The organism is Deltaproteobacteria bacterium (assembly GCA_018668695.1).
Lineage (GTDB): Bacteria > Myxococcota > XYA12-FULL-58-9 > XYA12-FULL-58-9 > JABJBS01 > JABJBS01.
Map to the genome: position 1 here is coordinate 1 of JABJBS010000228.1, position 15,575 is coordinate 15,575.

General features: G+C 52.1%; 6 protein-coding genes. 1 reads left to right on the forward strand and 5 read right to left on the reverse strand.

Translation table 11 applies throughout. The features are described from left to right. Nucleotides 1-6,962, reverse strand: a 6,962-nt coding sequence (locus tag HOK28_11935; protein MBT6433798.1) for a hypothetical protein, incomplete at its 3' end; no start/stop codon positions are given. Between the two features lie 429 nt (nt 6,963-7,391). Here HOK28_11935 and HOK28_11940 point away from each other — a divergent pair. Further along, complete coding sequence (locus HOK28_11940) at nt 7,392-8,684, forward strand: trypsin-like serine protease (GenBank protein MBT6433799.1); 1,293 nt, start codon at nt 7,392-7,394, stop codon at nt 8,682-8,684. 78 nt (nt 8,685-8,762) lie between these two features. Here the strand turns inward: HOK28_11940 and HOK28_11945 are convergent, their stop codons facing one another. The 4 genes from HOK28_11945 to HOK28_11960 all read right to left on the reverse strand — a co-directional run bounded on the left by HOK28_11945 (nt 8,763) and on the right by HOK28_11960 (nt 15,422). Continuing rightward, a complete protein-coding gene (locus HOK28_11945) occupies nt 8,763-9,089 on the reverse strand; it encodes a hypothetical protein (protein ID MBT6433800.1) in 327 nt (108 codons plus the stop codon). Nucleotides 9,090-9,250: 161 nt separating this feature from the next. Continuing rightward, the gene (locus HOK28_11950; protein ID MBT6433801.1) at nt 9,251-10,057 is read right to left on the reverse strand and encodes an MOSC domain-containing protein; all 807 of its coding nucleotides are present in this window, start codon (nt 10,055-10,057) and stop codon (nt 9,251-9,253) included. A 24-nt stretch (nt 10,058-10,081) separates the two neighbouring features. Further along, on the reverse strand, nt 10,082-14,248 hold the full coding sequence (locus HOK28_11955; protein ID MBT6433802.1) for an AAA family ATPase: 4,167 nt from the start codon (nt 14,246-14,248) through the stop codon (nt 10,082-10,084). 112 nt (nt 14,249-14,360) lie between these two features. After that, nucleotides 14,361-15,422 carry an NAD(P)H-binding protein gene (locus HOK28_11960; protein MBT6433803.1) on the reverse strand — a complete coding sequence of 354 codons (1,062 nt, stop codon included), beginning with the start codon at nt 15,420-15,422 and terminating at the stop codon, nt 14,361-14,363. Nucleotides 15,423-15,575: the final 153 nt, after the last annotated feature.

Consider the following 15,575-nt stretch of genomic DNA (forward strand, 5'->3'; position numbering starts at 1 on the left):
CCATCGTCACAGGTCTCTAGCTCGGCACACGTTTCGCCATCACCGCAGGTAGCGCCCGCACCGGCAGCGGAACAATCAACATTACAACTACCGCAAGCATCGGTGTAACCATCGTCGCAAGCTTCGAGCTCAGCACACGTTTCACCGTCGCCGCACGTGGCACCTGCACCAGCTGCGGAGCAATCCGCATTACAACTACCGCAAGCATCCGTATAACCATCGTCACAGGTCTCTAGCTCGGCACACGTTTCGCCATCACCGCAGGTAGCGCCCGCACCGGCAGCGGAACAATCAACATTACAACTACCGCAAGCATCGGTGTAACCATCGTCGCAAGCTTCGAGTTCAGCACACGCTTCGCCATCACCGCACGTGGCACCTGCACCGGCAGCAGAGCAGTCCGCGTTACAAGTACCGCAAGCATCGGTGTAACCATCGTCACAGGCTTCTAGCTCTGCACACGTATCACCATCACCGCACGTGGCACCTGCACCAGCCGCCGAGCAATCGGCATTACAAGTACCGCAGGCATCAGCGTAACCATCGTCACAGGCTTCTAGCTCTGCACATGTTTCACCATCACCGCACGTGGCACCTACACCAGCTCCGGAGCAGTCTGCGTTACAAGTTCCGCAAGCGTCGGTGTAACCATCGTCGCAGGCTTCATCCTCAGGACAAACATCACCGTCACCGCAAGCTGAGCTGGCCCCATCTGCAGTACAGTCAGCATTACAGCTACCACAAGCATCGGTGTAACCATCGTCGCAAAGCTCAAGCTCAGGGCACCTCAAGCCATCGCCGCAAGTCGCTCCTGTTCCGGCTCCCGTACAATCCTTGTTACAGGTACCGCAGGCATCGGTATAACCGTCATCGCAAGTTTCTAATTCCGGACAGCTTTCACCATCACCACAGGTCGCACCCGAGCCGGCCGCTGAGCAATCCGCGTTACAAGTACCGCAAGCATCGGTATAACCATCATCGCAAGTTTCTAATTCCGGACAGGTTTCACCGTCGCCGCACGTAGCTCCAGAGCCAGCAGCCGAACAGTCCGCGTTACAGGTACCGCAGGCATCAAGGTAACCATCGTCACAAGCCTCGAGTTCCGGACACGCTTCACCATCGCCGCACGTCGCACCCGAGCCAGCCGCCGAGCAGTCGGCATTACAACTACCACAAGCATCGGTGTAGCCGTCATCACAAGTTTCAAGCTCAGGGCAAAGTGTATCATCGCCGCACGTGGCACCCGCACCAGCTGCCGAACAATCAGCATTACAGCTACCGCAAGCATCAGTGAATCCATCGTCGCAGGCTTCTAGCTCTGCACAAGTTTCACCATCACCGCACGTGGCGCCCGCACCAGCTGCGGAGCAGTCGGCATTACATGTACCGCAGGCATCAAGGTAACCGTCATCACAAGTTTCAAGCTCAGGACAGGTTTCACCATCGCCGCAAGTGGCGCCAGTACCTGGCCCTGTACAATCTGCATTGCATGAACCGCAGGCATCGGTAAAACCATCATCGCAGGCCTCCAGCTCAGGACAAACAATACCATCGCCGCATACCGCGCCCGCGCCGCCCGCCGAGCAGTCCGCGTTGCAAGTACCACAGGCATCTACAGCCCCATCATCGCAAGCTTCGAGTTCAGGACAGGTTTCGCCATCACCACACGTGGCACCCGTGCCTGAGGCGGAGCAGTCCGCGTTGCATGTTCCGCATGCATCACTGAAACCATCGTCACAAAATTCGAATTCAGGGCAAACAGCACCATCGCCGCAGGTTGCACCTGAGCCAGCAGCCGAGCAATCCGTATTACAAGAGCCGCAAGAATCGGTATAGCCATCATCGCAGGCTTCAAGTTCAGGGCAGAACGAGCCATCGCCGCAGGTTGCACCTACGCCATCGCCCGAACAATCGGCATTGCAAGAACCGCAAGCATCGGCAAAACCATCATCACAGATCTCTAATTCGGGGCACATGACACCGTCGCCACAAGTCGATCCTTGACCTGGTCCGGTACATATCATGTTGCACGTTCCACACTGGTCGGTGTAGCCGTCATCACAAGCTTCAAGCTCAGGACAATGCTCTCCATCACCGCACGTGGCACCTACACCATCTCCAGAGCAGTCGGCGTTACAAGAACCACAAGCATCGGCGTAGCCATCATCGCAGGTTTCAAGTTCGGGGCAGACTTCGCTGTCACCACAGGTTGCGCCCGCTCCAGCTCCAGAACAATCAGCATTACAAGTTCCGCAGGCATCGGTAAAACCATCGTCACAGGCTTCGAGTTCAGGACAGGTTAGGCCATCACCGCACGTAGCGTTTAATCCTTCTCCAGAGCAATCAGCGTTACAAGTACCGCAAGTGTCGGCAAAGCCATCGTCACAGATTTCTAGTTCAGGGCAGGTTTCACCATCGCCGCACGTGGCGCCAGCTCCGTCTCCAGAACAATCAGCGTTGCAACTGCCACAAGCATCGGCAAAGCCATCGTCACAGGCTTCCAATTCGGGGCAGACCGCACCATCGCCGCAGGTGGCTCCGGTACCCGGCTCGGTACAATCCTCATTGCAACTACCACAACTGTCAGCATAACCGTCATCGCATTCTTCATATTGCGGGCAACGTTCACCGTCACCGCAAAGTGGCATCGCTCCCATACCGCTACAATCCGCATTACAGTCACCGCAAGAATCGGTGTAACCGTCATCGCAAGCTTCGAATTCAGGGCAAACAAACCCATCACCACAACTGCTTTCGATACCGGCTCCAGAGCAGTCGTCGTTGCAGCTACCACAGCTGTCGGCAAAACCGTCATCACACGTTTCGAATTCAGGGCAGTATTCACCGTCACCGCAAATAGAACCACTGCCTGGCCCGCTGCATGAGATGTTGCAGGTACCGCAGCTGTCATTAAACCCATCGTCGCAGAATTCGAACTCAGGGCAGTATTCACCGTCGCCGCAACTTGTACCAGTTCCGAAGTCCGTGCACGTCGTGTTGCATGAACCACAAGCATCGGCGTAACCATCGTCGCAAGATTCTGTTTCGGGGCAGACTTCGTTATCGCCGCAGCTGCTGCCTAAGCCCGCCGCACTGCAATCCGCATTGCACGAGCCACAGGCATCTAAGTAGCCGTCATCGCAAGCTTCGAGTTCCGGACAATACTCACCATCACCGCACGCAGAACCCGAACCATCACCGGAGCAATTGGCGTTGCAGCTACCACAGGCATCGGCAAAACCATCGTCACAGATTTCGAGTTCTGGGCACATCACACCATCGCCGCAAGTAGCGCCGGCACCGGCCGCGGAACAGTCTATATTACAGCTTCCACAGGCGTCAGTGTATCCATCATCACAGGCTTCAAATTCGGGACAAGCTTGGCCATCGCCGCAAGTGCTACCTGAACCGTCACCAGAACAATCGGCATTACAAGTCCCGCAGGCATCCTCAAAGCCGTCATCGCAAGTCTCAAAATAAGACTGAATCAGACCATCTCCGCAGCTACCCACGCGTTGACAAGTGGCTGAACAGCCGTTGGCGTCCTCTAGCGTGTTACCGTCATCACAATCTTCGCCGGTTTCTAAAATCCCGTTGCCGCAAATAGGTGGGCAGTCGTTATCAACGGCTTCATTACACGCAGGACCACAGCAACCATCGTTGTCTTCGCACGCAACAACTGGCTGATGAATGCAAACTAAGCTACAAGTTAATGCACTGCCCGTGAAGCTATCCACCGTGCATGCATTGGCATCATTGCAGCTGTCTTCACAATTGCCATCGCAAGTCTCACCGAAATCGACAATCCCATCGCCGCACGTTGTTGAACAATCGTTATCATCTTCAGGATCACATCCCGACGGACAGCAGCCGTCATTATTGGTGCAAATATCAACACTATTGTAACTGCAGGCCGCGCTGCAGCTCGCAGCAGAACCAACCAGAGTGTCCGTTGTACAAGCATTGTTGTCTTCGCATGTTGTTGGGCAATCACCGTCGCAGGTCTCCCCTAATTCGATAATGCCATTGCCGCATGTATCGGAGCAGTCATTGTCCGTGCTGCTCTCGCATCCGCCCGGGCAACAGCCATCGCCACTTTGACAAGCGGTAATTTCTGTATACGAGCAATCAACATTACATTGCACCGAACTCCCCGTTTGTACATCCACCGTGCAAGCGTTGCCGTCTTGGCATGTGTCAGAACAGTTGCCATCGCAGGTTTCGCCTTCATTCACGACGCCATCACCGCAGCTCGGCGAACAATCATTATCGCTTAAGATATTACAACCGGACGGGCAGCATCCATCACCGTCGCCGCAAACACCTACCGTGACGTAGCTACAAGATGCACTGCAAGAATCCGCGCTCCCGACCAGACTATCCGTCGTACAGCTGTTGGCGTCATCACAGCTTGTCGGGCAATCGCCATCACACACTTCTCCGGCCTCTAAAGAGCCATTGCCGCAGGTTGGTGAGCAATCGTTGTCGGTATTAGAGTCACACCCTGGCGCGCAGCATCCATCATCATCTACACAAGCTTCAACCGCAGGAAATTCACAGCGCAGTGAACAAGACTCTACGCTCCCTGTCGTAACATCTGTAGTACAGGCTACCCCATCGTAACAGCTCGTAGGACAGTCACCGTCGCAAACTTCACCAGCCTCAACAAAGCCGTTACCGCACTCAGCGCTGCAGTCATTATCATTGATAGATGTGCAACCCGGGGCGCAGCAACCGTCATCGTCTGAGCATGTCGTGACATCTTCGTAGGTACACGCTGCATCACAGCCAGCTTCGCTTCCCGAAAATATATCAACGGTGCACGCATTGTTATCGTTGCAGCTTGATGGGCAGTCTGCATCACAAGACTCGCCAGGATCTGTCACACCATCGCCGCAAAACCCACTGCAATCATTGTCGACTTGTTGAGTGCATGTGGTAGGGCAACAGCCATCGCCAGAAGCACATGCAATCACTTCCTGATTGATACATTCGGCAGAACAACTCTCCGCTGCTCCCACCAGTACATCAGTGGTACACGTATTCGCATCGTCGCAGGTCGTTGGGCAATCCCCATCACAAATTTCACCGGGTTCCAAAACTCCGTTGCCGCAGCTCGCCGAACAATCTGAGTCAGTGGCTGCGTCGCACCCAGGTGCACAACAACCGTCGGCCCCATCACAAACTTCAATTGGAGTGTTGATACACTCAGCATCACAACCAAGTGCGGTGCCAATCAGAATATCTGTGGTGCAAAGACTGCCATCATCACAAGAGGTTGGGCAGTTGCCGTCACAAATTTCACCCACTTCAACGATGCCGTTGCCGCATGGATTCAAGCAATCATTATCCAAGAGATGACCACAACCATCCGGGCAGCAGCCGTCATCAGAAACGCAAACATCGTTGGGTAAATGCGTACATTGCGCATCACAAGTAGCTGCACTTCCGTTAAGCCCATCTAAGGTGCAAGCATTGGAATCGTCGCAAACTTCGGGGCAATTGCCATCGCACAGTTCATCAAACTCTACGACGCCGTTTCCACACTCGGTACTGCAATCGATATCATTGCTAAGATCACAGCCTGGGGCGCAGCAGCCATCGGCCTCTATAAGGCATTCGGTAATAGGCGTTGCCACGCATTCAGCACTGCAACCATCGACACTCCCTACAAGAACATCTGTGGTGCAGTAGTTGGAATCGTCACAAGAGGTTGGGCAGTCGCCGTCGCAGGTTTCACCAAGGTCCACCAAGCCATTACCGCAGGATGCTGAACAATCTTGGTCAGAAGTATTGTCACAACCTTCCGGACAACACGCGTCTCCCGTAATACAAGCTTGAACTTCAGAGAAGTCGCAGTATTTCTGACAACCCTCGCCTTTTAATTCCCCGCTCACACAGCTTGAGTCTGAGACACAGCTCTCGGGGCAATTGCCATCACAAGTCTCGCCGGGGTCAACCACATCGTTGCCGCAAAGTAAGTCGCAGTCGGAGTCGACTCCCATACAACCATCGGGGCAGCATCCATCACCGGAACGGCACTGCGTGACGGGGCTGTATGCGCATGTTGCTGAACACTGGTCAGCAGAACCCACAACCAGCGGGACCACGCAAACTTGCTCTCCTTGGTGTGAAGATGCCCACGTCTCTAAACATGATTCATCCGTTGGGCACTCTCCATCGCAAGTTTCGCCGTCTTCAAGAATGCCATTTCCGCATGTATCAATTTGAGAACAATCATTATCGTTAAAAAAGTCGCACCCGGGTGGACAACAACCATCATCAGCCACACAAGCAGTCACTTCAACTTGACTGCATGCAGCGTTGCAGGTTTCAGTACTTCCCGAGAAAATATCTTGAGTGCATGCTTGAGAGTCGTCACAGGAAGCTTCTGTTGGGCAGCCTTCGCCCTCACAGGTTTCACCGGGCCCTACAAACCCATCACCGCAGATACTTGCACAGTCGTTATCGGTTTCGGTGGAACAGCCACTCGGGCAACAGCCGTCATCGGCAATGCAAGAGTCATCGGCCAATGGAGCACTGGAGCAAACTACATCACATGTGGCGGCAGTTCCCGTAAGAACATCCTGAGTACAAGCCGTACCATCCCAGCATTCTGTGGGGCAGTCACCGTCGCAGGTTTCACCGGGCTCAACCACACCGTTACCGCATGCCGCAGTCACACAAATATTATCGAGTGTATCATTAAGAGACAGGCAGAATGTGTTGCCTTCACAATCAGTGTGAGCATTACAGGCGTCGCGCTCAATGCACCCTTGCGCTGTGTTGCCGCCAGCCCCGGCAATCAAATCACTGCAGTAAAGAGAGGCGTCGCAATCGCTGTGCGCTTCGCATGACTTCCCGGAATCAAGATCGAGAAATAATGAGCAACCTGAATTGAGAAGAAAGACCAGGCAAAGTAGTACCCGTGGTAACCACGTATATAGATGTGCACAAAACATGGTGTGCTTCCTGACTTCGTTGTTCGTATGAGTGGCATCGCCTTCCAGACGCAACCACCCCCGTGCTAATGAGATCTTAGCCGAATCAGATCGATCTATTGAGCGAGATCGCTCCACTTTTTGCTCCCCTGTACCCCGCACACAATCTCCAAAGCCGAGAAAACCAATCGGTTTACATCGGCCAATACCCCTAACAGAGACGAAGGGGCATCGACTAAAAGGCTTCAAACTAAAGCCGAGATCCGCGCAACAGAGTCAGAACCGATCGGCTAAGTTACTGTAATTACTAAGACGATCGTATTTCTTCGTTTACGGCTGCCCAAACAGGGCCCCCGCCTGTCCTACAGACGAGTACATGCTGGCAAGGCGATCCAGTTGAAACTCTTTGCCGCACTTCTATCGCCCCGGCCTTTTGGCCAGGAGGTTCTTATGGATCTTTTACACCCTGGAACGGTGTGGGAAAGAAATCTGCGCTCTTTACTGATCGGTGCAATCACCGTGGTTACAACTGCTGGGACAGCACTCGCTGGCCCATACTATATTGTAGGTGGAAATACCGAGACCGAACACCCTGCAGCCGGCGCATTGATCTACAACAACGAGCAAAGCTGTACGGGAACTCTCATCTCGCCCCGCGTGGTGTTAACCGCCGCACACTGCTTGGCCAACTTCAACTCACCCCAAGGCCACACTTTCTATATCGGCAATGACGCCAATGACATCAGCAGTGGTTCTGTTATCGACATTACTGAACTTATCCCGCACGCAAACTTTACCGAGGATGGAAACAGTTACGACATCGGACTGGTTCGTCTAGCCGAAGACGCTCCAATTGAACCAGTGGGATTCAATACTCAAACGATGGACGATGGCTTTATCGGCCAAGCTCCTCTTTTCGTAGGCTTTGGAGTCACCTCCGGACAATCGGAAGATTCCGGCCTCAAGCGCTCAGTGAACGTTCCCATTACAAGCTATGAGGAAGATGGCTTTCGCTACACCCAGCCCAACACAGGAACCTGCTTTGGAGATTCTGGTGGTCCTGCATTTCTGGAAGTGGATGGAACCCTAAAAGTTATTGGCGTGACCTCGTGGGGTGATCAGGATTGTGCCGAGTTTGGAGTGAACACTCGAACCGACCTCTACACGGAATTCATCCAGTGCGTCGTCGACAATGGTGAAGATTGCGGTGGTCGCGTGATCGATGGGAGTGGCTCCAATGAGACGGGCACTGGCGGCAACGGCGAAGGCGGACTCCCGGATGACTGGTGCACCGATGGAGATGGTTACTGCGATGAGCCATGTGAGACTCCCGATTCAGATTGCGGAGCAGACGGCGGCCTTGATGGTGAAGGCAACACAGAGCTGGGTCCTGATGATGGTTACTGCATTCCCGACGACGGATTTTGTGACGACTGGTGTAATCCCGTGGATACCGATTGTGAGGAGAATACAGGCGAGCCAAATGATGATGCCGATCCCAGCGAAGGTGGAAACGATTCCAATCCTGATGACAACCCATCATCGGCATCAAATGAACCGTCTGATGCCGGCCAAGGCACCGACTCAGAAGCCGGTGGTCAGCCCGGTCAAGCTCCAGGCGAGACTGGCGTTGATGCAGGTGGCTGCTCGCAGACATCGCCCGATGGTGCGTTTTGGCTCTTGTTGATGGGTGCCTGGGCTTTTGTTCGCAAGCTACGCCCAGTGGCTAAATTCAGTATTTAAGAGAAGGGGCGCCCGGCTCAGGGCTATCCTCTTGAGCTTGGCGACTCATTTAAACCCATTGATATTAGATAGTTAAGGCTAAGCCATCGTGTCGATGATAGACCCTTTTGAATAAGGCGAGCCAATAAGACCATCTCGAGTTTTCTCGGCCGCTAGGTTATTGGCATCTGCTTGACGAGAATGTTCGATTGAATCGGCTCGTCCCTGAGACACACCAACGGAAAACGCTTCCCTCTGCTTGAGCGATGACTGCGCGACTGCCGCATCGGCACGGCCCCGCGAATCAACCGCAGCATTAGAGATGGACGAGGCTGCAGCCTTGTCTGGGTTCACTGCATCCGCAGCAATTTTTTCGGTGTAATTTGCAAACCCCACAAGGGCTTTCGAAGGTCCATCGACGCGCATCTCTCGACCCCTCTCCTATGTGTTACGACTATCGAACCAGTCTACGGGTTTTCAGGTTACTTCGTAACTCCAAACGCGAGAGCATCGACGCTAATCCCAAGAATCATGAGAGAATTAAATGACATTGATCAAACTCAGGTAGCGTAAGGTAGGCCCTTTGATCAGATGACCCCACTCTGCCTTTCAAAGACCTCCACCTTGTCTCCCAAAGACAAAGTTCCAGCGCCTTGATGCACAGCATTTTGACCGAAAAACACTTCTCCGTCATGGCGTCGGTATCTCGCAAGCGTCTGCAATGGCTCCTTGCCCTTCGCTCCGCTCACGGGATCAACGGTTGTCATCACGCAACGGGCGCAAGGCTTAACGTTTGTAAAGTTGACGCCGCCAATCTTGAAGCGTTTCCAGGAATCTTCCTCAAATGCCTTAGTATTGGAAACAACAATATTCGGACGGAAACGGTCCATGGTGACGGGTTCAATCAACCGGGTGTTTAAATCTTCAAGAGACGCCTCGGATATCACCAGGAAAGGGAATCCATCTGCGAAGCCAACCTCCTTATTCTCGGTCCCGGCGCGAGCTTCCACGGCTCGGGTTGTTTGCTCTTCCATCCACACCAATTCGACTTCTTCTCCCAAGTAACTCGATAGAACCTTAGAAACATCACCACCGACTTGCCGAGCCGCAAGCCTATCACTCCAAACCTGGACCGTTATTTCGTCACCAAGGGCTGAAGGAACCTCAAAAGTATCGCCTTCAATGACGATGCTCAGACTATCACTTTCAAGTTTCGTTTGGATTTGAGAAAGCAAAGGGTGAGTTCGCTGTGTGACCATCTGCCCCGAAGAATCCACCACCATCCAGCGGCGGTCCAAGCTCAATCCCTTGGCGTTCACCTCAGCCTTCTGGAGCTCAATGCCCCCAAAGGACTTCACAGGATAAATCATCAACCGGCTCACCACACTGACCATTGCTTTACCTCAAGACCTTAAGACCTATTCGCGGGATGCTTTCGCTGCGGCCGCGAGTTCGTCAATAAAGTATTGGCTTCGCATACGCCAGAAAAGGTCCTGCGCGGTTGTTCGATAGTGATTTCTTAGGTGCGGCGGTGTGCCCGCAAATCGGCTGAGTTCAAATACGACCTGAGCCTCAATATAAGGAATTTTAACTCGCCTCGACTCAGTCATTGCAAGGTCCAAAAACTTCCCCGCTTTTCGAATATCATCCGAAACAATAGCACGGCGGGCCTTTAACAAAATCAAGCTCGGCCTTCCCACCGGGAATCTGCTTGTAAAATTCTCAAGGTACGAGAGCGCATGCTGAGCGTGCTCTGCCAAGCTTTTAGTATAGCGACTTTTTTGTTTTCGAGCTTCTTGCCACAATACAAGACAAACTTCTGCCACCGCTTCGTAGCCATGCAAAGTAGAAAAAGCGACCGCTTCACATGACTTACATCGAGCTAAGCACTCCATCGCCTCTACTCGGGCCTCACCAAGTTTACCCAGTCGTATCAGTGCCAACCCCAGCAAACCAAAACAGACCAACTCGCTGGCCACATCCGAGAGTCCCCGTAGGTTGGACTTCACCCGGTTGAGGCTATCCACAGCAACAACGAAGTTCCCTGTGGCTATCAGTGCTCGTGCTTTAGCTATTTCGGCCTGTGCTTCATTCTGCCGATTACCCCGCTCTCGTGCGGAGTCAATAGCAAGCTGTGCTGTCTCAATTGAAGACTCCATCTGGCCGGAAAAATATTGAACGTGGCTCTTCAAAACCCAAGATGTTTCTGCGTCTTGACGGTCGCCATATATTTCCGAAAGGTCGACTGAATCACTGACCATATCCGTAAGCGGTGCTAAGGCCCCCGTGCCGGCGAGGTAGCCAATATGGGCATTAGAGCTAAAAATCATTGCTCCTGGCCTATTTAACTTTTCGGCCATCGCACGCGACAACTTGAAGTAACGCGTCGCCTGCCGATGCCGACCACGAATTCCGTAAATCTGTCCAAGCATCGCATAGGAATAAGGTGCCCCGGAAAAGTTGCGGACTCGGTTTCCTTTGTTCACCGCCAAGAGACTGATTCCCAACATCGGAAGTTCTCGATATTCTAAATAGTACAGTTCAGCTAGGCGTCTCGCGGCGTAACTGAATTCTGTAAGCACACGACCCGTCTCCTTGGACTTGACCCAGAAAAAGTCGAGTGGGAACAGCCGGCGAAAGTGAAAGACCAATAGACTTTTTAGAGTTAATGCCTTCCAGCCCAGTATGGACTTCGGCTGAGTAGAACCGATGCTTTCTAATGCATCGTTTGCGTAAATCACTGAATCTTTTCGGTTGCCCATGGCAAAGAAAGCATCCGATAAATGCCTCTGCCAACTTGCTTTGCGCCAGGTTTCTTTTGGCTTTGCTGAATCATCAAGCTTCTCGAAAAGCTCCAACGCGCCCAGATAAAACTCAGTAGCTTCACGTGCTGCGCCAGCCTGCAGAGCGGCTTCACCCGCCTTGTCGATGTAATCAAACGCTTCCTCTGCCTTGGTCGGTCCCGCATTAGAATAATGGTGGGCCAACAGCCCAACATAGGGATCGAGAATACGGAAACTCTCTTCATACCAAGCAGCGACATCCTGATGAAGTTTACTGCGCTGCTGATGGAGCATGAGCTGGTAGGATACCTCTTGAATAATCACGTGTTGAAAAATGTATTTCTTATTTTTCCCCTCACCTTCAACATCCAAAAAACCTAGACTTTGAAGTTTCTCAATATGCTTCTTAAGCCGTTCCTTTTCCCGCTCTACCGGAAAGATATCGTAAAGGGTTTTCCCTTGAAACTCACGACCAATAACGCTGGCCACTTTTAAAGTCAGTTGCTCTGCGGGTGTGAGAGAATCAATACGGCTCGTAACCACGCCTTCAATCGTATTGGGTACGGCAATTTTCCCTTTTTGAAAACGCTCTGCGATCCGGCAGACTCCATCGTCAATCTCAACGATGCCGGCACTCTCCAAGTTCAGCGCCATCTCATGGATGAAGAAAGGGTTACCGTGACTGTGCTCATAGACCAAAGTGCTTATGCGCTGTGGAATTTCATCAACCTGCAACCGGTTTGATACAAGCTTCGCCGTGTCTTCAACGCTAAGGTTGGTCAAACGAATGGTCCGCGTAGACTTCCATCGCAGAACTTGTAAGTAGCCCGGCGGAGGAGGCAGCGGGAGAGCGCGAGACGTAAGCAAGACCAACAGTCCCGGTACATTTTGAACCATCGCAACGAGCAGCTCCCAAGAAGAGCTATCGAACCAGTGAATATCCTCCAGCACGATTAAATAACGCTGCTCCCGGGCTGCGACCTTCATCATATGCATCATGACTTCAAGCGCTCTATCAACCCGCGCCTTGCCATCTAATTTTTTCGTATGCTCGTTATCTTTGAGTTTAATCTTGAGAACATCACTAAGAACCGGGGCTACTTTGGCGAGGTCTTCTCGATCCACAAGCATCTTGGCAATGATCTCTCTTGGAGATTGGCGCCGGGTCGTCGTCCGTAATCCAAGTAAATCAATAAAGAGTCCTCGAAATGCCAAGTAAGGCGTTGCTCGTTCAATGGAGCTGGCCATACCAATAGCCGTTTTGATTTCTTTGCTTTCCGCCAAAAACATAGCGTGCTGAACGAGGTGACTTTTTCCTGTGCCGGGCTCACCCTGAACGATAACGACGCGGCTTGATTTTGCCAAAGTAAGCCCTTCAATCGCTTGGGCCAGCGCAGCGCGCTCGTTATCTCTGCCAACGATAAACTCACGCAGCTTATCCATGGTCGAGCTGAAATTATGATTATCACTCCCAACAGGTCGGTAAATGACAACTGGGTCCTTCTTGCCCTTTACCTTAATTTTCGGAAGCTCTTTATACTGCAACTTACCTTTAGAGGCCTCATAGGTGCTCACGTCGCAAAGAACACTGTTCTTGGCCGCCTGCATCAGCCGTGCAGACAAGTTCACAATGTCGCCAATCACCGTATATTCGCGGCGAGCCGATGAACCGATGGCTCCGCAATAGGCACGGCCAGTGGTTACCCCGATTGGAGACTTAATGTTCTTAGGAGAGAATCTTTGTTGAATCTCTAAAGCAGCACGCACACCACGCTCAGGATCCGCTTCATGAGAGTGAGGAGGAAGACCAAAGACTGCGAGAACACTCACACCCTTGTCATCGATGCTTAATTTATTAATGGCTCCTTCAAAACCGAATACGACCTCCTGAACATCTTGGACGATTTTCTGGTCTTGCGAAATCGTCGCACCAGAACGAATATCCGGAAGGTTGATAAACAAAACCGTTACTCGGCGCAGCTCACCGATAAAATCACCTTGGCCTGCATCAACTCGGTCTTGCACTGCATCTGGTATATAGAGCCGTAGAGCTGGCTCAATCTCTGGGTTGTAGGTGCTGGGGCTTAACTCTTTTAACGCCGGCTTCTTGGTCAACTTCTTGAGAAAAAAGCCACCAAAGACTTCATCTCTACCATCTGCTAAGTCTTCAATAATCGTGTGAGCACCGTGCTCCAAAACAATATCACCGGGAACCGCACTGCCTTCAGCTGTTACTGCTCGCTCAAGTGCTTGACCTTTCATCAATAGGTCCCACCGCTGGTTCACGCCTCCCACATGGGCTAGCTGAATCTTACCTTTACCAATTCCTATTTTGAAACTGATAGATGGTTTGTATCGATCCGCAAAAATATCTTGCTTAACTTTTTTCCCTTTGCCAATTTTCCCCGTTTGTCGCTGTATTTTGAGCGCACACTGTGAGGCTAAGTGTACCAGTTGTCGCATTTGAGCATTTGAATTTGCGTCCTTTAACTCATCTTGTCTCAGCCATACAGCAGCGAATGCGTCTCCTGCAAATTTGACAACTTCCCCACCATGCACACAAACAAGGTCCACCAATTTATCAAAGTTATTATTTAAAATGCGGGTGATCTGCTCAGTGCCCTCGCTACCGAGCTTGGCTAGGTCTTCGGTCATTTTGGTAAAACCGGAGATATCGAGGAATAGGACGACGCCTTCATAATCCTCAGGATGAGGACGGTCAGGTAGGTCAGGCTTACGCTCGTACCGCCGGATGATTGGCGGCGCGACAAAAGTCGTGAGCAGTTGCAATGATTCCGACATTTTAACCTTAAACCTAAAACCTAATTCGTCAGCTAATACCTTAGTGTCAGAGTAGTGGGAGGTAGAAGGCTATCGCAAGCAACTCTTCACTTGTCGAAGCGCTTAATATTACTTAAGAAACATCAAATCGCTTCACACCATCTATTTCTAGAATCATATCCGGCCCATAAAGGCCCGCCGGGGTCTGATAGCCTGCATCAAATCCGCCGCGCATGACCCGATCCGCAATGGCCACCGCTGCCAAAACCGTGAGGTTATAACCTTCCGGCGTAACCATTCGGGAGATAGCTACCTCACCGGAATCGTTGCTAACCTCACCATAAATATAAGAGCTTCCCTTATCGCGGGTCTCTTGGTCAGGCCCAGCCGGTTGGTTATCGATCAACGTTTTTAGAAGACTCTGGAGAGGTTTGGCGCCTAAGAGCCAGCCCATATAACCCGATGCACGCAGCAAATGACGCGTTCCCTTGGGAATCGGCGTGTAGACTTCGATATTACGGATGCCCGTCGTGTGGTGGGCGGTCGAAACATCGCCCCACGGAATAGCCATGGATAACTTTGGACCCAAGCCAAAATCGATGGTTTTCACCCGCTCACATGAGCGAATACGCTTAAAGGCACCATTTTCTCGAACAACACTGCCTTCGTGTAAATTCTCAACCATGGTGGTTGCGGTACCGTGTGAAATGCTTCCAAGCCCCATAAAGCCGAGAGTCAAACGGCTCGCATCCGGCAACCGCCTCTTTAAATGAGCCGCTAAGCTGTCCGTAGGCACGACATCGAAGCCCACCCCCGGCATAAGCATCACCCCTGCTTTCTTAGCCTTGTTGTGCATAGCCTTCAGGCCCTCAAACGCGACAATTTCTCCGGTGATATCAAGATAGTGCACTTTCGAACGGATACAAGCAGCCGCCATCGGCAGATAGGTGCGGCTAAAAGGACCAGCGCAGTGAATCACCACCGTGATGCCTTCCAAAACTTCGTCGAGCTTATTCGGATCTGAGAGATCTACAACGCGCCACTCGAGCCCTACTTCTTGAGCCAGGCTGGGGATCTCTTCAATATTACGCCCGGCGAGCACCGGCTGCATGCCGAGAGCGACAACACGCTGGACAATCAGACGACCAGTGTAGCCATTGGCACCGTAAATAAGCATGCGAGGTCTATCGGACATTCTAAAACTCCATCAGCGGTCGCTGCACTCTAACCACCCCCGGCTACTCAAGCAAACTGACTCCACCAAAATAATGGCTAAGGCTTCAAAAATAATGGCGGGCGATTATATAACGGCGGATTACAATCGGTGTGATCCGCCATATTTTTAGTT